The sequence below is a fragment of the Naasia sp. SYSU D00057 genome (assembly GCF_017916505.1).
Lineage (GTDB): Bacteria > Actinomycetota > Actinomycetes > Actinomycetales > Microbacteriaceae > Naasia.
In genome coordinates this window covers 1428807-1446485 of record NZ_JAFMSZ010000001.1, presented here as the reverse complement: position 1 = coordinate 1446485, position 17679 = coordinate 1428807, and the positions used below count along the sequence as shown (strand labels likewise).

At 70.2% G+C, this 17679-nt stretch carries 17 protein-coding genes; 13 read left to right on the top strand and 4 right to left on the bottom strand.

Annotation, left to right across the window (positions count from 1 at the left end):
• Positions 1 to 291 precede the first annotated feature (291 nt).
• The 6 genes from J3P36_RS06875 to J3P36_RS06850 are packed head-to-tail and all read left to right on the top strand — an operon-like array spanning position 292 to position 6190.
• Positions 292 to 1284, top strand: a complete 993-nt coding sequence (locus J3P36_RS06875; RefSeq protein ID WP_210506451.1) for an ABC transporter substrate-binding protein — start codon at positions 292 to 294, stop codon at positions 1282 to 1284.
• A gap of 41 nt (positions 1285 to 1325) precedes the next feature.
• Positions 1326 to 2330: an ABC transporter substrate-binding protein gene (locus tag J3P36_RS06870; protein ID WP_210506450.1), complete on the top strand. Its 1005-nt coding sequence runs from the start codon at positions 1326 to 1328 to the stop codon at positions 2328 to 2330.
• Positions 2331 to 2361: 31 nt separating this feature from the next.
• Positions 2362 to 3372: an ABC transporter permease gene (locus tag J3P36_RS06865; protein WP_210506449.1), complete on the top strand. Its 1011-nt coding sequence runs from the start codon at positions 2362 to 2364 to the stop codon at positions 3370 to 3372.
• 9 nt (positions 3373 to 3381) lie between these two features.
• Entirely contained in the window at positions 3382 to 4143 is a 762-nt protein-coding gene (locus tag J3P36_RS06860; protein ID WP_210506448.1) for an ATP-binding cassette domain-containing protein, read from the top strand.
• Positions 4140 to 5477 carry a M20 family metallopeptidase gene (locus tag J3P36_RS06855; RefSeq protein ID WP_210506447.1) on the top strand — a complete coding sequence of 446 codons (1338 nt, stop codon included), beginning with the start codon at positions 4140 to 4142 and terminating at the stop codon, positions 5475 to 5477. Before J3P36_RS06860 ends, J3P36_RS06855 begins: the two co-directional genes overlap by 4 nt.
• Complete coding sequence (locus J3P36_RS06850; RefSeq protein ID WP_210506446.1) at positions 5468 to 6190, top strand: HAD family phosphatase; 723 nt, start codon at positions 5468 to 5470, stop codon at positions 6188 to 6190. Before J3P36_RS06855 ends, J3P36_RS06850 begins: the two co-directional genes overlap by 10 nt.
• Positions 6191 to 6325: 135 nt before the next feature.
• On the opposite strand, the gene J3P36_RS06845 is transcribed toward J3P36_RS06850, so the two are convergent.
• A complete protein-coding gene (locus tag J3P36_RS06845) occupies positions 6326 to 7339 on the bottom strand; it encodes an SIS domain-containing protein (protein ID WP_210506445.1) in 1014 nt (337 codons plus the stop codon).
• A 37-nt stretch (positions 7340 to 7376) separates the two neighbouring features.
• Between J3P36_RS06845 and J3P36_RS06840 the strand changes: the two genes are divergently transcribed.
• The gene (locus J3P36_RS06840; RefSeq protein ID WP_246854158.1) at positions 7377 to 8204 is read left to right on the top strand and encodes a GntR family transcriptional regulator; all 828 of its coding nucleotides are present in this window, start codon (positions 7377 to 7379) and stop codon (positions 8202 to 8204) included.
• 45 nt (positions 8205 to 8249) lie between these two features.
• Here J3P36_RS06840 and J3P36_RS06835 read toward each other — a convergent pair whose 3' ends face one another.
• A complete protein-coding gene (locus J3P36_RS06835; RefSeq protein WP_210506444.1) occupies positions 8250 to 8684 on the bottom strand; it encodes an Rv3235 family protein in 435 nt (144 codons plus the stop codon).
• 156 nt (positions 8685 to 8840) lie between these two features.
• Positions 8841 to 9812, bottom strand: a complete 972-nt coding sequence (locus J3P36_RS06830; RefSeq protein WP_246854157.1) for a CAP domain-containing protein — start codon at positions 9810 to 9812, stop codon at positions 8841 to 8843.
• Here J3P36_RS06830 and J3P36_RS06825 point away from each other — a divergent pair.
• Together J3P36_RS06825 and J3P36_RS06820 are read left to right on the top strand one after the other, a co-directional pair.
• Positions 9811 to 10395, top strand: a complete 585-nt coding sequence (locus J3P36_RS06825) for a hypothetical protein (RefSeq protein ID WP_210506442.1) — start codon at positions 9811 to 9813, stop codon at positions 10393 to 10395. The genes J3P36_RS06830 and J3P36_RS06825 overlap by 2 nt on opposite strands.
• A 58-nt stretch (positions 10396 to 10453) precedes the next feature.
• Positions 10454 to 11635: an acyl-CoA dehydrogenase family protein gene (locus J3P36_RS06820; protein ID WP_210506441.1), complete on the top strand. Its 1182-nt coding sequence runs from the start codon at positions 10454 to 10456 to the stop codon at positions 11633 to 11635.
• 307 nt (positions 11636 to 11942) lie between these two features.
• Here J3P36_RS06820 and J3P36_RS06815 read toward each other — a convergent pair whose 3' ends face one another.
• Entirely contained in the window at positions 11943 to 12536 is a 594-nt protein-coding gene (locus tag J3P36_RS06815) for an acireductone dioxygenase (protein WP_210506440.1), read from the bottom strand.
• Positions 12537 to 12743: 207 nt separating this feature from the next.
• Here J3P36_RS06815 and J3P36_RS06810 point away from each other — a divergent pair, with 207 nt between their 5' ends.
• Genes J3P36_RS06810 through mtnK form a run of 4 tightly spaced genes read left to right on the top strand, consistent with a single transcriptional unit; the run spans position 12744 to position 17666 of the window.
• Positions 12744 to 13838, top strand: a complete 1095-nt coding sequence (locus J3P36_RS06810; RefSeq protein WP_210506439.1) for a substrate-binding domain-containing protein — start codon at positions 12744 to 12746, stop codon at positions 13836 to 13838.
• Positions 13835 to 15400, top strand: coding sequence for a sugar ABC transporter ATP-binding protein (locus tag J3P36_RS06805; RefSeq protein WP_210506438.1), 1566 nt, complete (start codon positions 13835 to 13837; stop codon positions 15398 to 15400). The genes J3P36_RS06810 and J3P36_RS06805 overlap by 4 nt, the downstream gene beginning before the upstream one ends.
• Positions 15397 to 16461 carry an ABC transporter permease gene (locus tag J3P36_RS06800; protein WP_307806975.1) on the top strand — a complete coding sequence of 355 codons (1065 nt, stop codon included), beginning with the start codon at positions 15397 to 15399 and terminating at the stop codon, positions 16459 to 16461. Before J3P36_RS06805 ends, J3P36_RS06800 begins: the two co-directional genes overlap by 4 nt.
• Positions 16458 to 17666, top strand: coding sequence for an S-methyl-5-thioribose kinase (gene mtnK / locus J3P36_RS06795; RefSeq protein WP_210506437.1), 1209 nt, complete (start codon positions 16458 to 16460; stop codon positions 17664 to 17666). Before J3P36_RS06800 ends, mtnK begins: the two co-directional genes overlap by 4 nt.
• Positions 17667 to 17679 lie beyond the last annotated feature (13 nt).

Sequence of the window (17679 nt, the reverse complement as noted above, 5' to 3'; positions counted from 1 at the left end):
CCTGTCCGCCGGTGGGAGAGAACGATATCACTGGCCGCTGCCGCGACAAGGAGGAGAGCAGAGGTCCCGTCGTTGTGGGCGTTTACGCACAACGCCGCGAGTGTCTCGGTCGCTATGCGAGCGGTCAATGAGAACGATATCGTTCCTCTCGTGCCCAGGGTCGTCGGGAGTGGAGGAAGCATCAGCGACACCCCCGCGAAACATGTTTGACATCTGCTCGTGGTTGTCTGACAATCATGTTCACCTTGGGTTCGCCGCAAGGCACCGCGAAAAGCAAAGGAGCTTGACGACATGCGCATCACCATGAAGACGGTGCTGTCCCTCACGGGTGCGGCCGCCCTGGCCCTCGCTACGGCCGGCTGTTCCACCGCACCGGGCGACGGGGGAACCGCCGGCAGCGGTGCGAAGCCGAGGGTCGCCTTCGTGCCGGGGATCTCATCCGACCCGTTCTTCGTCGCCATGGAGCTGGCGGCCCAGGAGGAAGCCGAGAAGCTCGGCGTCGAGCTGATGTACCAGGGAAGCTCGAGCGACTACTCCCCGCAGACGCAGCTCCCCTTCGTCGACGGCGCGCTCGCGCAGGGCGTCGACGCGCTCATCATGGCGCCGACCGATGGCGACGCGCTGCAGGCCAGCGTGACGAAGGCGGCCGCCCAGGGCGTCCCGGTCATCACCGTGGACACCACCGTCACCGACCAATCGGATCTCGTGTCGCACATCACCGGCGACAACGAGGATGGCGGCCGTCAGGCGGCTCAGACGATGGCGGATCTGATCGGGGACGAGGGCAAGGTGTTCGTCATCTCCGGTTCCCCGACGATCACGACCGACACCCTGCGCGTGAAGGGCTTCGTCGACGAGATGGAGGCGAATCACCCCGACATCGAGGTCGTCGGGATCGACTACGCGTACAGCCAGCCCTCCGAAGCCACCACCAAGGTCAACTCGGCCCTGCTCAACAACCCGGACCTCGAGGGCATCTTCTCGGTGGAGGGAAACAGCGGCGTCGGGGCGGTCGCCGCGCTCCGCAACGCGGACAAGATCGGCGCGGTCCACCTCATCGGCTACGACGCGTACCCCAACCAGGTGGAAGAGCTGGAGCAGGGCATCTACAGCGCGCTCGTCGCTCAGGACCCCGCACAGGAGGCCCGTCTCGCGCTGCAGTCCGCCGTCGCGGCCATCGAGGGCGAGACGGACGACGTGGAGAAGGAGGTGGTCATCCCGAACGTGGTGATGACCGCCGACAACCTGGACGACACCCGCCGGTACCAGTACGCCGAGAAGTAACACCCCGTTCCCCCCCCATACAAGGAAAGGCATTCTCACGCATGAAGAACACGACAACTCGGGCGACCGTCGTCGGCGCGCTCACGATGGCGGGGCTCGCGCTCGCCGGCTGCTCCGGAACGGCGAGCACCGGAGCGGAGAACTCGGACGCGAGCGGAGCCGGGGAGGACATCACGGTCGCCTTCATTCCCGGCATCTCGTCCGACCCGTTCTTCCGAGCGATGGAGATCGCGGCGAAGGACGAGGCGGAGAAGCTCGGCATCGAGCTGATCTGGCAGGGCGCTTCCGATCAGTACTCCCCGCAGACGCAGCTTCCTTTCGTCGACTCTGCGCTCGCCGAGGACATCGACGCCCTGGTGCTGGTTCCCACGGACGCGGACGCCCTTCAGCCGAGCGTCACCAAGGCGGAGTCGCAAGGAATCCCGGTGATCACCGTCGACACCACCGTGAGTGACACCAGCACCCTCGTCTCGCACATCACCGGCGACAACAAGGACGGCGGTCAGCGCGCCGCCGAGGAGATGGACGCCCAGATCGGGGGCGAAGGCACGGTGCTCATCATCTCCGCCTCGCCCACCAACACCACGGGCACCCAGCGGGTCGAGGGCTTCCAGCAGAGCGTTGAGGACGAGCACACCGGCATCGATCTGCTCGACGTGCAGTACGCATACAGCCAGCCGTCCGAGGCCACGACCATCCTCAACACCACGCTGCTCGAGCACCCCGACCTCGCCGGAGTGTTCGCAGTCGACGGCACCTCCTGCACCGGCGCGATCGCGGCACTCAACAACTCCGGCAAGGTCGGCGACGTGAAGCTCATCTGCTACGACGCCTACTCCAACCAGGTCGAGGAGCTCGAGGCGGGCACCGTGTCGGCGCTCATCGCTCAAGACCCGGCACAGGAGGCCCGGCTCGCCCTCCAGTACGCCTACGCCGAGGTGACGGGCGAGGACGCCGACAGCATCGAGAAGACCGTCGTCATCCCCAACGTCGTGATGAACCTCGACAACCTCGCCGACACGCGCAAGTACCAGTACGCGGAGTGATGCCGTGACCTCCGAGACGAAAGGAATGCCGTTGACTCTGCAGAGCAGTCCCGTTCGATCCGGGCGCAACGAGCGGCTCAAGGAATTCGCCACCCGCCAGGAGACCCTCCTCTTCGCCGTCTTCGCGCTGATGGTGCTCGTGTTCTCCCTCGTGAACCCGCGTTACTTCTCCACCGCGGCGTTCGGCAACATCCTTCAGGACTTCGGCCCCGTGATGCTGATGGCGATCGGTCAGACGTTGGTGATCCTCACCGGCGGCATCGATCTGTCGGTGGGCGCGTTGCTCGGGCTGTCCGGCGTCTCCGCCGCGCTCGCCATCAGGGCCACCACCAGCAGCGGGATGGACCCGGCGATGAGCATCGGGATCGGGATCGTCGCCGCCCTCGCAGTCGGCGCTTTCGTCGGCCTCGTCAACGGGCTTCTCATCACGCGGGTGAAGCTCGCCCCTTTCATCGCGACGCTCGCCACCATGGGGGCGTGCATGGGGACGACCCTCGTCATCACGGGCGGCGTCCAGATCGCAGGGGCGCCGAAGGAGGTGGTTCTCATCGGGAACACCCGGTTCCTCGAGATCCTCACCACGCCGCTTGTCGTCGTGCTCGTCCTGCTCGTGATCGCCTGGCTGAGTCTCTCGCGCACCCGGTTCGGGCGGCGCACCTACGCGATCGGTTCCAACCCGTTCGCGGCGCGGGTCGCCGGCATCAACGTGAACCGACACCTGATGAAGGTGTATGTCATCGCGGGGCTTCTCGCCGCGGTCGCGGGGCTGTTCGTCTACTTCCGCCTCGGGTCCGGCTCCCCGGCCTCGGGTCGCGGCGGTGAGCTGCAGTCCATCGCGGCCGCCGTCATCGGTGGGATCAGTTTGGTCGGCGGCGTCGGTCGCGTCACCGGCACAGCGCTCGGCGCGCTCATCACCGCGAGCGTGCTGAGCGGGCTCATCCTCATCGGAATCGAGCCGAACGCGCAGCAGATCGTCGTCGGAGCACTGATCGCCTTCGCCGTCGCGGTCCAGGGCATCGGCCGCCACAACTCGAGAGCCTAGGAGCACAGCATGAGCAAGCAGCCCGTCTACGAGGCCCGGGGCATCTCGAAGAATTACGGCAACGTGATCGCGCTCGACAATGTCGACTTCTCGGTTGCCGCAGGCGAGGTCGTGGGGCTCGTCGGCGACAACGGCGCCGGCAAGTCCACCCTGGTCAAGGCGCTGTCCGGCGCTCACAAGCCGGACGCCGGCGCGCTGTACCTGGACGGACAGCCCGTGGAGTGGAACTCGCCGCACGACGCCCTCGAGAGGGGGATCGAGACCCTCTACCAGGACTCGAGCCTTGCGCCCGACCTGTCGGTTAGCGCGAACGTGTTCCTCGGCAGGGAGGAGGTCGTGCCGGGGTTCTGGGGCAAGCTCGGCTTCCTCGCGAACAAGAGCATGGATGCCCGCGCGCGGCAGGAGCTCGAGAAGGTCGGCATCGCGGTCCCGTCGTCATCGCGTTCCGTCGCGAAGCTGTCGGGCGGTCAGCGGCAGGCCGTGGCGATCGGCCGCGCGGTGACGTGGGCCACCAAGGTGATCATCCTCGACGAGCCGACGAACCACCTCGGCGCGCGGCAGTCGGCGGAGGTGCTGCACGTGATCAAGCAGGCCCGCGAGAAGGGCCTCGCCGTCATCTTCATCTCGCACACGCTTCCGCACGTGCTCGAGGTGACCGATCGCATCGTCGTGATGCGCCTCGGACGGGTTGCCGTCGATGCGCCCACGAGCACGTTCACGCCGGACAGCCTGGTGAAGGCGATCACCGGCTTCGAAGTGGTGGCATCGTGAGCTCGTCCGTCACCTCGCGGCGGCCCGAGCATGACGCGGACCTCATGGCCCTCGACGCGCTGATCGATGCTCACGCCGGAGAAGCGGAACAGCTCCTGGTCGAACTCGTGGGTGTCCCGAGCGTCAATCCGGTGCAGCCCGGTGTAGACGCGGGCGCCTACAGGGGCGGAGAGACCCGCGCGAACGAGCTGCTCGGCGAGTGGCTGCGGCGCTCGGGAATGGAGACGCATCTCGTCGAGGCCGACCAGGGCCGAGCCAACCTCGTCGGTGTCCGCGCCGGCACCGGCGGCGGGCGCTCGCTCGCGTTCAACGGTCACATCGACACGGTTGCGCCACAGCGCGGGCGATTCGCCGACCCCTGGAAGGCCGAGCGGGAGGGCAACCTGCTCTATGGACTCGGTGCGACTGACATGAAGGCCGGTCACGCCGCCATGTGGCTCGCCGTCGAGGCCCTGCGCCGAGCGGGGGTCGAGCTCGCGGGCGATCTGCAGATCCACTCGGTCGTGGGCGAGGAGACCATGAGTCACCAGGTCGGCACATCCGCCGTCCTGGACGCCGGATTCACCGTCGACGCGGCCCTCATTCCTGAGCCGACCTCCACCGGCGAGCGCCTGCTGCAGGTGGCCAACACCGCGGCCGGGAACTACCTGTTCTCGGTGACGGTGCGGGGACGGTCCACTCACTGGGCCTCCCGAGGTCTCGCCATCCGGGCGGGAGGGGGCGGCGACAGCGTCGGCGTGAACGCGATCGACAAGGCCGTCTACGTGTACAACGCCATGCGGCAGCTCGAGGAGCAGTGGGCCTTCTCCAAGGTGCATCCACAGTTCCCGCCCGGGGCGTTCATCATCCACCCCGGCGTCCTGCATGCCGACATCGGCTTCCCGGCGGCGCCTTACTTCCCGGACCGAGCGCGATTCGACTACCTCCTGTCGTTTCCCCCCGGGGAGACGTCGGAGCAGATCAGGGCAGAGGTGGAGGGCCACCTCACCACTGCCGCGTCACTCGACCCCTGGCTGCGCGAGCATCCCATCGAGTTCGAGTGGATCGACACCTGGCCTCCGGCGTACACCGACCCGGCCTCGGAGTTCGCGCGTGCCGCAATGGCGGCGCGCAACGACGCCGTGGCCGGCGTGGGAGGTGCCGCTCTCGACGGCCCGGGACCGAACGGCGCCCAATCGGACGCGTCCTTCTACGAGGCACGAGGCATTCCAGCGCTCGTCTGCGGACCTGGCGACCTGCTGGTGGCTCACGCCGCGGACGAGGCGGTGAACGTGGAGATGATCCCCGTAGCGGCGAAGATGATGGTCCGCACGGCCCTCGGCTGGTGCGCGTGACGCGGAGTCATGTCGGCGCCCCGGACGGAATGTCCGGGGCGCCGTTCTTCGATGCGGTGGTGTTCGACTGCGACGGTGTGCTCGTCGACAGCGAGTCGCTCAGCGCGGTCGTGTCGCAGCGGGTATTCGCCGACCTCGGCTGGAACGTCGATCTTGACACCGTGACGAGCAGATTCACGGGGTGCTCGCAGGAGTTCCTCGTTGCGGAGCTCGAGAAGAACTTGGGCCGCCGGCTCCCAGCCGGCTGGTTCGCGCCCTATCGGCATTGGCTCGATGAGGCGCTTCGTGACGGGGTGCAGTCGATCGAGGGCGTCTCCGCCGCTCTCGACGCGATCCGGCTCCCCATCGCGGTCGCCTCGAACAGCGACCACGCGCGAATCCGCCTCAGCCTCGAAGCCGCGGGGCTGCTGCCGAAGTTCGAGGGATGCATCGCGAGCGCCGAGGATGTCCGGCGCGGCAAGCCCGCGCCGGACGTCTACCTGCGCGCCGCGGAGATGCTGAGGGTCCCGCCGGAACGCTGCATCGCAATCGATGACAGCTCCTTCGGAGTGAACGCGGCGCTCGCCGCGGGGATGCGGGTGCTGGCCTACCGAACGGAAGCTCCGCGGATCGAAAGTCGCCAGAAGGCGACGCGGTTCGAAAGGATGGCCCAGTTGCCAAGGCTGATCGAGGAGCTGAGGACCACCGGTGGACTCTCCGACGCCCCGGCGTGACGCGCTGTCGCCGAGGGGAAACGGAGTGCTGGGCCGCCGTCATGCGGCCGGCTCATGACGTCTGCGAGGACGAAGGAGGGGCGGCGTTCCGGATACGGACCGCCGCCCCTGTTCGCTCACCCGAAGGCGCTGCTCCTAGAAGTCGCCCTTCTTGTAGTAGCGGCGCGTCGTCAGCGGGTGGTTCCGGACGATCTCGAGGTGTGCACTCAGACGCTCCAAGGCCGCGGCGAAGACGATCGGCGAGACCAGTGCGCGGGTCCGGGGCGACAGGCCCTTCAGCTCGAAGTCCTTCGAGTCGAAGACCCGCAGCTTCTCGGACACCGTCGGAACGAAGCGCTCCACCCGGTCTGCGAGCGGTCGGCTTTCGTCCTCGCCCTTGAACAGGAAGACGGTCGTGTCCTTTTCGGTGAGCTCGAGGGTCCCGTGGAAGAAGTCGGAGGCGTGGACGGGGCGAGTCCACACCCACTGCATCTCCTCGAGGATGCACATGGCGTAGTACCACGCCTCATACCAGGCGCCGCCCGCCCCGGTGAAGATGTGGTTCTGCTCGTCCTTCATCTCGAGCGCGAGGGCCTCGGCGCGCGGCTCGAACGCGGCCTTCACGTCGACGAGGAGTTGAGGGAGGGTCTGCAGCTCGGCGATGACTTCGTCGTACTCGTCGTATTCCCCGCGCAAGTGCATGATCGAGAGCGCGATGAACAGGGTCTGCAGGTAGAAGTTCTCGCTCGAGGTGTCGTCGGCGGCGTCGTTCTGGAAATTGATGTCCGCGAGATCGGCGAGGGGGGTTCCCGCGGTTCCGGTGAGCGTCAGCACCCGGGCGCCCTTGGACTTGGCGAACTCCAGAGCGGCGATCGCTTCCTTCGTGGTGCCCGAGACGGACGGGAACAGTACGAGCGACTTCGGGCCCAGGTTCACGTTCCCGGTGTGGACCACCTCGGCGGCCATGTCGACGAACGTGGGGAAGGTCGACTTCGTCTGGAGGATCCGTGCAGCGGGCAGCGTGAGGAACGCGACCCCTCCTGCTCCCATGAAGAAGATGTTCTCGACGCCGGCGTCGAGTTCCTTCTTCAGTGCGTCGTGGATCGGCTGGGCGAGAGCGACGGCGCCGGACTGGACGCTCAGGTAGTGCTTCTCGTCGAAGTTCAACATCAGTTCTCTTCTCACTGGTGGTTGTCTGGCAACAGCAATGCGCTGTCTGACAACATTAGCGCAGCTGTGGGCCATCCGGCGGATACGCTTGCGATTCGAGACCGAAGGAGATGGAATGCCGGAGAGCGCCGACGCTGTCGCAGGCATCGCGAAGACGACGAGGGTGGATCGCCTTCGGGACGAAGTGATCGCACTCATCTCCCGATTGGGACTCAAGCCGGGTGATCGTCTCAGTACCGAGGCGGAGCTGTCCGAGCTGTTCGGCGTCTCCCGACCGACGCTGCGTGAGGCGCTGAAGCTGCTCGAGCAGCAGGGGATCCTGTCGGCAGTGCAGGGACAGGGGCGATTCATCTCTGCCGAGGGGTCGCTCCGGGTCGAGCGCCCCATGACGAAGTACGAAAGCATCACCCAGGTGCTCGAAGGACGTGGCTTCCGAGTGTCGAGCGCAGTGCTGCGCGTGGAGGAGGGGGAGTCAAGCGAGGAAGAGGCAGACGCTCTCGAGGTCCCCGGCGGCACCGCTGTCATCAGGCTGCTCCGCATCCGCTTCGGGGACGACAGGCCCATGGTGGTCAGCGCGAACGTCATAGTCCGCGACGCTCTTCCCGGACCTATCGCGTATCGGGACTGGGGCGGTTCGCTCACCGGAGCGCTGGAGGCTCACGGTCACCAGATCCGCTCTTCGGTGGCGACGATCTCCGCCGTCAACCTGCCCGACGACATCGCGACCGCACACAATCTGGACGGGCTCGGTCCCTGGCTGCTCGTGACCGAGGTGGGGATCACCCGGGAGGGGCGGCGGGTCCTGTTCGCCCAGGACTACCACCGGGGGGACGAAATCTCGTTCAGCGTCATCCGCCGAGCCTGAGCGGCACCCCTGCTGGATGGTCGTCGGTGGCGACTCGTCGCCGGCTCAGAGCACGTGGATGGCGGTGGCGCGCCAGCGGGAGTCGAGGCCCTCGAGGCGGAGGGCCACCGCGCGGCTGCGGGTGCGGCCCCGCACCGTGACGGTGGCCTCGATCACCCCGTCCCGAGGCGAGAACACGTGCGTCGTGCCGATCGTGAACACCGGCCGGGCTGCCTTCTCTCCGCGGACCGCACGGGCGCGGGACGCGAGCACGACCCGCTTCAGCAGATGGCGGTAGACGTCCTCGTCCACCCACCTGCCGATCTGCTCGAGCTCCCGGGCACCCGCGAGGATCTCGATCACGCACCGCGTGAGGTTCTCGAGCAGGGGGACCGGATCGGGGAGCGCATCGGCCGACGTGGGCTGCGGTCCGAAGTAGTCGTCGGGGACGATGCGGGCGACGCGCGTCGTTGCGCGCACGGCAGGGACGGGTGAGGTCATCGCGACTCCATCAGGGCGGACGGATCGGGTTGTCGCCAATGATTCGAGGGTCGGGAGCCCCCCGAACGGGGGTCATCGGGTGCGGTTACTCAACCAGCACCGCGGCATGCGTGTCTATGACCGATGCGGAATGTGGATAACTGCCCGGAAGGGGCGTCAGTGGCGGCGCCGCGGGCGGCGGAAGCCCGCCAGCAGGCGCCGGACGGGCGCGAGGAGCAGAAGCGCTCCGGCGAGCAGCAGGAGGCCCGCACCGCCGCCCGCGGCGGCCACGACGGCGACCGGCACCGACCGATCGCCGTCGGCTTTCTCGGAGGCGGCTGACGCGGCGGATGCGGTCGGCGTCGGCCGCGGGGTGGCTGCCGCCTCCTGGTCCTCGCGGGCGTCGAGGGTCGCGACCGGTGCGGGTGCCGAGGGCGTGGGCGTCGGGGTCGGGGTCGGGGTCGGGGTCGAGGCGGTGCTCGGCGCCTCGGTAGGCGCCGGCGCAGGCTCGGCCTCGGGAGCAGCGGGAGCAGGGGCGGGGGCCGGCGGCGGGGCGGCGGCCGGCGGAGCGGCGACGGGCGGCGCCACCCCGGAATGGCCCGCGTACTTCGCGAACACCTGCACGCCCCAGGTCGTTCCGCCCGCCCGGACGAAGGCGATGCCGACGTCGGTGTAGTCGCCGAGGATGTTGGCGCGGTGCCCCGGCGAGTTCATCCACGCCGTGTGCATCTCGCCCCCCGAGCGCTGCCCCTGGGCGACGTTCTCGCCCCACCTCGACCAGCCGCCGGGGATCTGCGCGCCCGTCTGCGGATTGTGGCTGAGCGATCCGGCCGCCGCCATCTGTGCGGCCCAGGCGGCGGCGACCCGGTCGAGGTCGCCGTTCCGCTGCAGCCCGGGCAGGCCGCTCGCCCAGCGCTCCTGGTTCGCCAGGGCCGCGAGATCGGCGCTCGGCGGCCGCGGGGGCGGCGGCGAAAGCGACGGCGCCGAGCATGCCGAGCAGCAGCGCGAGCACCGCCCCCAGCGCGCGCGCGATCGTCGCGTTCCCCCTGCGCATGCCGGACAGGCTAGGCGGACCCTCTGCACGCGGCTCCCAGGTGCGTGTGGACAATGCGTGTGGCCGGGAGGAGCCGGGGCTAGCCTCGCGGGCATGAGGTGGGACAGCCTGTTCGACGACCTCGAGGGGCAGCTCGAACAGGAGCTCACCGCCGAGGGCGACGAGCTGCGCGCGGAGGAGGAGCGGCTCCGCCTCGGCCGGCTGTCCCTCCGCGACCGCCTCTGCGCTGTCGTGGCGGCCGCGCCCTCCGAACCGGTGCGCCTGCGGCTCGTGACCGGGGATCCCCTCGCCGTCACCGTCCGCACGATCGGCCGGGACTGGCTGAGCGGCGAGGCCGCCGACGGTCGACCGGACGGAGTCATCGTCCCGCTCTCGGCGGTCGCCGCACTCGTCGTGCCGCCGCGGCTCGTCCCCGCCACCCTCGACCCTCCAGCGGACGCCGAGCGCGCGCTGCCCGCCCGCCTCGGGCTCGCGTTCGTGCTGCGCGACCTCGCGCGCCGCCGGGTGCCGGTCAGCCTCCAGCTCGCGAGCGGCGCGCTCGACGGCACCATCGACCGGGTCGGCCGCGACTTCCTCGACCTCGCCGTGCACGACCTCGAGCTCCCACGCCGCTCCGCCGCGGTGCGGGCTGTCGACGTGGTCGCCCTCTCCGCCGTGCTGGCGGTCCGCCTGCGCTGACGTAGCGATCCGCAACGCGAATCGAGGCTGCCGCAGCGCCCGGCTAGTCTTCGGAGTCGTGATCACCACCGAGGAAGAGGCCGTCGCCGCTGCGGAGAGGATCGCCGAGCGGCTGCGCGAGGACGTCGTCGCCCGGGACGCCGCGAACGAGAACCCGGACCGGGAGGTGCAGCTGATCCGCGAGGCGGGGCTGCTGCCGATCCTCGTGCCGGCCGAGCTCGGCGGGGGAGGCCTCGACTGGTCGGCAGTGCTGCGCGTCGTGCGCCCGATCCTCCGCGCTGACGCGTCGATCGGCCACGTGCTCGCCTACCACTACCTCAACTCGTGGCGGACGATCCTCAACGACCGGTCCGACCGCGTGCACGACCTCTGGGCCGACACCGCCCGGCACGGCTGGTTCTGGGGCGGCGCCGGCAACCCGCGGGACGAGGGCCTCGTGCTCACGCCGGACGGCGACGGCTACCGCGTCTCCGGCCGCAAGTTCTTCGCCACCGGCGCCTCCGTCGCCGATCGGATCACCGCGAGCGGCACCGTCGCGGGCACGGGAGAGAAGCTCGCGATCGTGATCGACGGCAGGGCGGACGGCGTCACGCATCCGCTCGACTGGCAGAACATGGGCCAGCGCCTGTCCGCGAGCGGCTCGGTGACGTTCGAGAACGTCGCGGTGCCCGCCGCTCACGTGCTCGGCGCCTCCGACCAGGAGGGCGCCGGCTACCGGCCCTTCGCGTCGCTGTCGATCCTGTTCTTCCAGCTGCTGCTGTCGCACCTGCACGTCGGCATCGCGGAAGGCGCGATCGAGGCCGCGGCCGGCTACGCCCGCAGCGCGACGAAGCCGTGGCCGACCTCCGGCGTCGACAGCGCGCTGAAGGACCCGTACATCCTCGGCACGCTCGGCGAGCTGGTCGCCGCGACCCGTGCGTCGGATGCGCTCGTCTGGCGGGCGACGGAGCTCGCGACCGCGGCGGTCGCCAAGGGGTGGGACCTCACCGACGGCGAGCGCGGCGAGCTGGCGATCGAGATCACGGCGGCGAAGGTCGACTCGACCCGCACCGTCCTCGACGTGACGTCCCGCGCCTTCGAGCTGACCGGCGCGCGCGCCACGACGACGTCGCACGGCTTCGACCGGTTCTGGCGGAACGCGCGGACGATCACCCTGCACGACCCGGTGGTCTACAAGTCGAAGGAGCTGGGGGAGTACGTGCTCACCGGCGCCTACCCGACGCCGAGCAAGTACAGCTGATCCGGTCGGCCGGCCCGAGGTCCCCGAGCCGGCGGAGGCGGGCTCGGGTGCGCCGGTACTGCGGCTCAGCAGGAACGGCGCCTGCTCAGCAGGCTGCCGAGGCCCGATTCTGCCTGCTGGAGGGCCTCCGTGCCTGCTGAGGGCGATGTCGGCCGTCTGCTGAGCTAGGGAGCTGCTCGTCCGAGCGCCGGCGTGCCTCGTGGGTTCAGCAGGCGCCGGACGGCTTCAGCAGGCACCGGAGGCCCGGTTCTTCCTGCTGAGCGGCCTGCGTGCCTGCTGAACCTGCTGAGCGCCGAGCGGCGCCGGGTCAGGCGGCGCCGACGAGCTCGTTGCGGCGCTGGGCCAGCTGGTCGTAGGTGGCGAAGCCCTCGGCGATCGTGTTGCCCGTGAAGTGGCCCACCCAGCCGTCGTCGTCGTGGAAGAACCGCACCGAGACGTACTCGGGGTTCGTGCCCATGTCGAACCAGTGGGTGGTGTTCGCCGGGACGGAGATGAGGTCGCCCGCCTCGCAGAAGACGGCGTGCACCTTGTCGTTCGCGTGCAGGTAGAAGACGCCGCTGCCGCTCGCGAAGTAGCGGTCCTCGTCGTCGTCGTGGCGGTGCTCGCTGAGGAACTTGCTCCGCGCGGTGCGCACCGTCTCCTCCCACTCGGGGCCCTCGCCGCGCTGCAGCTGGACGACGTCGACGAGCGTGTAGCCCTCGGACTCGAGCACGCCGTCGATCTCCGAGCGGTAGACGTCGAGCACCTGCTCCTGCGTCGCGTTCTCGGGCAGCGGCTTGACCTCCCAGCGGCTGAAGCGGGCGCCGAGACCGGCGAGCACCTCGCGGATGCGCTCCGCGTCCGTGGTCTCGAGCTCCGGCGTCGCGGGCTCGTTCGCGTTCCATACGGTGAGCAAGGTCATGGCTTCTCCGATCGTGTTCCCCTCGATTCTGCCGCGCGCACCCCTCCGGCGTCACCGCGCGCGGTAACACCGTGTCATCCGCCGCCGACGTGCACGCCCCCGGACCCTGTAACACAAGGTCACGCGCTCCCGGCGGCGGCGGAGCGCTGTCTAGGGTCGCTACCGCAGCCGCCCACAGCACGCGGCACGACCTGGAAGAGGCATCCCATGACACGACGACCACTGATCCTGCTCGCCGCGGCATCCGCTGCCGTGCTGGGCCTGGCCGGCTGCGCGCAGTCCACGTCGGCGACCGGCAGCGCCGGGGAGCAGAGCTCCGCGCCCGCCGCCTCGGCCGCCCCCGCCCCGGCGCCCTTCGACGGCGATCCGGTGAAGGTCGCGCTCGTCCGCCAGAGCGGCGCCGGCGACTACTTCACCTCCTGGGGCTCCGGCGCCGCCGCGCAGGCCGAGTCGGTGAACATCGACCTCACCGTCACGGACGCCCGCAACGACAACGCCAAGCACGCGTCCGACCTGGAGCAGGCGATCGCGAGCAAGCCGGACGCGATCATCGTCGACCACGGCCAGACCGACACCATCGAGCCGCTCGTGCACCAGGCGGTCGACGCCGGCATCCCGGTCGTCGTCTACGACCTCGCCCTCAACGACCCCGAGGGCGTCATCGTGACCTCCCAGTCGGACGAGTCGATGGCGCAGGGCGTGCTCGACCAGCTGATCGAGGACGTCGGCGAGGGCGCCAAGGTCGGCTACGTCAGCGCGACCGGCTACGCCGCCCTCGACCGCCGCGCGGTCGTCTGGAACGAGGTCGTCGAGGAGAACGGCCTCGAGCAGGTGTTCTCCACGGGCAAGGTCACCGAGTCGACCGCCACCGACAACATCCCGCTCGTCGACGCGGCCCTCAAGCAGAACCCGGACGTCCAGGCGATCTTCGCCCCCTACGACGAGATCACCAAGGGCGTCGTGCAGGCCGTCAACCAGAACAACCTGCAGGACAAGGTGAAGGTGTACGGCATCGACATCTCGAACGCCGACATCGAGGTCATCACCGCCGAGGGCAGCCCGTGGGTCGCCACGTCGGCCACCGACCCGGCCGCCGTCGGCGCCGCGGTGGTCCGCACCCTCGCCCTCTCGCTGGCCGGTGAGCTGGACGAGGAGAGCGTGACGTTCCCCGCGGTGACGATCACGCAGGACTTCCTGGCCGAGAACGAGATCACCAACGTCACCGACCTGCGGGAGGCCGAGCCGGGGCTGCTCCTCGACGACGTGGTCACCGCGGATTGGCTGCCCGCCGTCTCCTCGTGACCGAATCCGACACCTCCGCCCTCGAGGGAGGCGACCGCCCGGTCGTCTCCCTCGAGGCGTTGTCCGTGAGCTACGGACCGAACCTCGTGCTCGACGGGATCGACGCCGACATCCGCCCCGGTGAGATCACCGCCCTGCTCGGCACGAACGGCGCCGGCAAGTCGACCCTCATCAAGGCGCTGAGCGGCGCCAACCCGAGGCACGGCGGCGTGGTCCGCATCGGTGGCGAGGTGGTCCGGCTCAGCAGCCCGCAGGCCGCCATCAAGCACGGCGTCGCGACCGTGCATCAGAAGGTCGCGGACGGCATCGTGCCCGGCCTCTCCGTCGCCGACAACCTGCTGCTCACCGACTACGCCTCCCGAGGCGGCCGCTTCGTCAGCCGGCGGGAGACGCTGCGCCGGGCACGCGAGGTGCTCTCGGTGCTCGACCTGCCCTGGGACGACGACCTGCTTCGCGCCGACGCCGGTCGGCTCGGCATCTCGGATGCGCAGCTGCTGCTGCTCGCGCGCGTGCTGCGGGGCCGCCCCCGGCTGCTCATCCTCGACGAGCCGACCTCCACCCTCACCGCGCCCGAGGTGGAGCGCCTCTTCCGCGTGCTGCGGAGCCTCCGCGAGCAGGGCCTCGCGATCCTCTACGTGTCCCACCGGTTTGGCGAGATCGAGTCGCTCGCGGACCGGGTGCTCGTCCTCCGCGACGGGAGGCTCGAGCTCGACGTGCCGCGTCCCTTCGACTGGCACGTCATCCTCGAGCGGATGCTCGGCCGGCGCACCGAGCTCGTCGTCGGCGTCGCGGACGTGACCCGCGGCGACCGGACAGCGCTGTCGGTCCGGGGCCTGACCCTGCAGCCGAACGCCGAGCCCGTCGACCTCGACATCCGGTCGGGGGAGGTGCTCGGCATCCTCGGCCTGATCGGCGCGGGAAAGACGGAGCTCGCGGAGGCCCTCGCGGGCGTCCGCCCGGCCGGTGCCGAGGCGCGCCTCGAGCTCGACGGAGCCGAGTACCGGCCCGCGCACCCGGACGCCGCCATCCGCGCCGGCGTCGTGCTCGTGCCCGAGGACCGGCAGGCGCAGGGCATCGTGCCCGGCTGGAGCGTCGTGCACAACGTGACGCTGCCCTTCCTCCGCGCCGCCTCGTCGGGCGCCGGGATCCTCTCCGGCCGCCGCGAGCGCGAGCGTGGCGAGTCCGTGGTCAGCGGCCTCGGAGTCGTCACGCGCGACCTCGATACGCCCGTCGACGACCTCTCCGGCGGCAACCAGCAGAAGGTCGTCGTGGGCCGCTGGCTGAGCGCCGACCCGAAGGTCGCCCTGCTCGACGAGCCCTTCCGTGGCGTCGACATCGGCGCCCGCCGGGAGATCGGCGCAACCCTGCGCCGCCTCGCCCGCGACGGCAAGGCCGGCGTCCTCCTGTCCTCCGACGTCGACGAGGTGCTCGAGCTCGCCGACCGCATCGTGGTCCTCGTCGAGGGCCGCATCGTCCTCGACGCCTACGCCGACACCGTCGACCGGGACGCCGTCGTGGCGTCGCTGCTCGGCGCGACCAGCCGAAACGAGATCCCCGCGTGACCTCCTCCTCCCTCTCCTCGACCGCGCCGGCCTCCCTCGCGACGCGGATCGGCGGCGCCGTGTCCGCCGGCGTCGCCCGCTGGGGCTTCATCGCCGTGACCGTGCTGCTGATCGCGTTCTTCGCCGCGACGGAGCCGAGCTTCGCCACCGTCGACAACGCCCTCGGCATGCTCAAGTTCATCGCGCCGACCGCGATCGCGGGGCTCGGCGTCGCCCTCGCCATGACGATCGGCGGCATCGACCTGTCCGTCGGCGCGAGCGCCGGCTTCGCCGTGTCCATCTCGGCCTGGACGATGGTGATCGGCAACCAGGTGGGCGGCGTCGCCATCCTCACCGTGCTGCTCGGCGGCGCGATCATCGGAGCGGTCAACGCGCTGCTCGTCGTCGTCGCCCGCATCCCGGACCTGCTCGCCACCCTGACCACGATGTTCGTGGTCGTGGGGCTCAAGCTGATCCTCGTCAACGGGCAGTCGATCTCGTCGCGGATGACGCTGCCCGACGGCACGACCGCGCCCGGCGTCTTCACCGCCGACTTCCTCTGGCTCGACCGGGGCAGGATCGGGCCGATCCCGGTGCCGGTGATCCTCTTCCTCGTGCTCACCGCGCTGCTCTGGTTCGTCCTCGAGCACACCCGCTGGGGCCGGGCCCTCTACGCGGTCGGCGCCAACGCCGAGGCCGCGCGCCTCGCCGGCATCCGGGTGCGCACCTACCGCGCCGCCGCCTACATCGGCTGCGGCCTGCTCGCCTCCATCGCCGGTCTGCTGCTGTCCGCCCGCATCGGCCAGGGCGACGTCAGCGCGGGCAACTCCCTGCTGCTCGACGCCGTCGCGGTCGCGCTCGTCGGCGTGTCCGTGCTCGGCGCCGGCAAGCCGAACGCGTGGGGCACCGCCCTCGGCGCCGTTCTCATCGCCGTCATGGTGACCGGGTTCACGATGCTCGGACTCCCGTACTATGCACAGGACTTCGGGAAGGGCATCGTGCTGCTCGTCGCCCTCCTGTTCAGTTTCACGTTCAGCCGACGGCGCGTCGCCGTCACGGCAGGAAGCACCACCACGCGATGACCGATCACAAGCTGCTCACCCCCGAGGCCGTCCCCGCCTACCTGGCCGCGACGCCCGCCCTCGCGGCGGTCGTCGACCCCGAGGCCATCGCCTCGGTGGCCGAGATCGGCGACGGCAACATGAACCTGGTCTTCGTCGTGAAGGACGAGCGGGGACGCGGGCTGGTGCTCAAGCAGTCGCTGCCGCACGCCCGGTCCGACCCGGGCTGGCCGATCACGCGCGACCGCTCCCGTCGCGAGGCGGTGCTCCTCACCGAGCACTTCCGCCTCGACTCGGAGCACGTGCCGGCGGTGTACTCGTACGACGCCGACAACCACGTGCTCGCGATCGAGGATCTCAGCGACCATCGGGTGTGGCGCGGCGAGCTCATCGCGGGCCGCGTGCACGACTACGCCGCGGAGGAGCTCGGCCGGTACGTCGCCCGCACCGGCTTCGGCACGAGCGTCTTCGGGATGCACGTCCCTGACAAGCGACAGCTGGTGTCGTCCACGGTCAACGCCGAGCTGACCGAGATCACCGAGGACCTCGTCTTCACCGAGCCGTACATCGAGCACGAGCACAACAGCTTCCTGCCCGGCCTCGCGCCCGACGTCGCCGCGCTCCGCGCCGATCGGCGCCTGATCCGCGAGATCGGACTCGCGAAGATCGCGTTCATCGACAACACCCAGTCGCTGCTGCACGGCGACCTGCACACCGGCTCCGTCTTCGTCCGGGCCGAGGGCCGGTCCGTCCGCGCCTTCGACCCGGAGTTCGGCGCATTCGGGCCGACCGGATTCGACCTCGGCGCTGTGTGGGCGAACCTCGTCCTCGCCGCCGCGCGTGCCGAGGCGCTCGGCGAGCAGTCGCGCGCCGACCAGATCCTGCGGCTGCCCGCGGTGCTGCTCGACGCGTTCGAGGAGGAGTACCGCCGCCTGTGGCCGTCGCGCGTCGACCCGCGCGTGTATCCGGACGAGGTGCTCGAGGACGTCCTCGCGAGCATCAAGCTCGACTCCGCCGTCTACGCGGCGGCGAAGGCGATCCGCCGCATCATCGGCTTCGCGAAGGTTGCCGACATCGAGACGCTCGAGCCGGAGGCCCGGGAGGGCGCCGCGCGCGGCGTGCTGCGCGCGGCCCGCGCCCTCGCCGTCGAGCGGCACGACGACCCGTCGCCCGTCGCCCTGTCCCTCCTGACCGGCCAGATCCTCGCGGAGTCCGCCCGCCGCTGACGCGTCCCGGCGG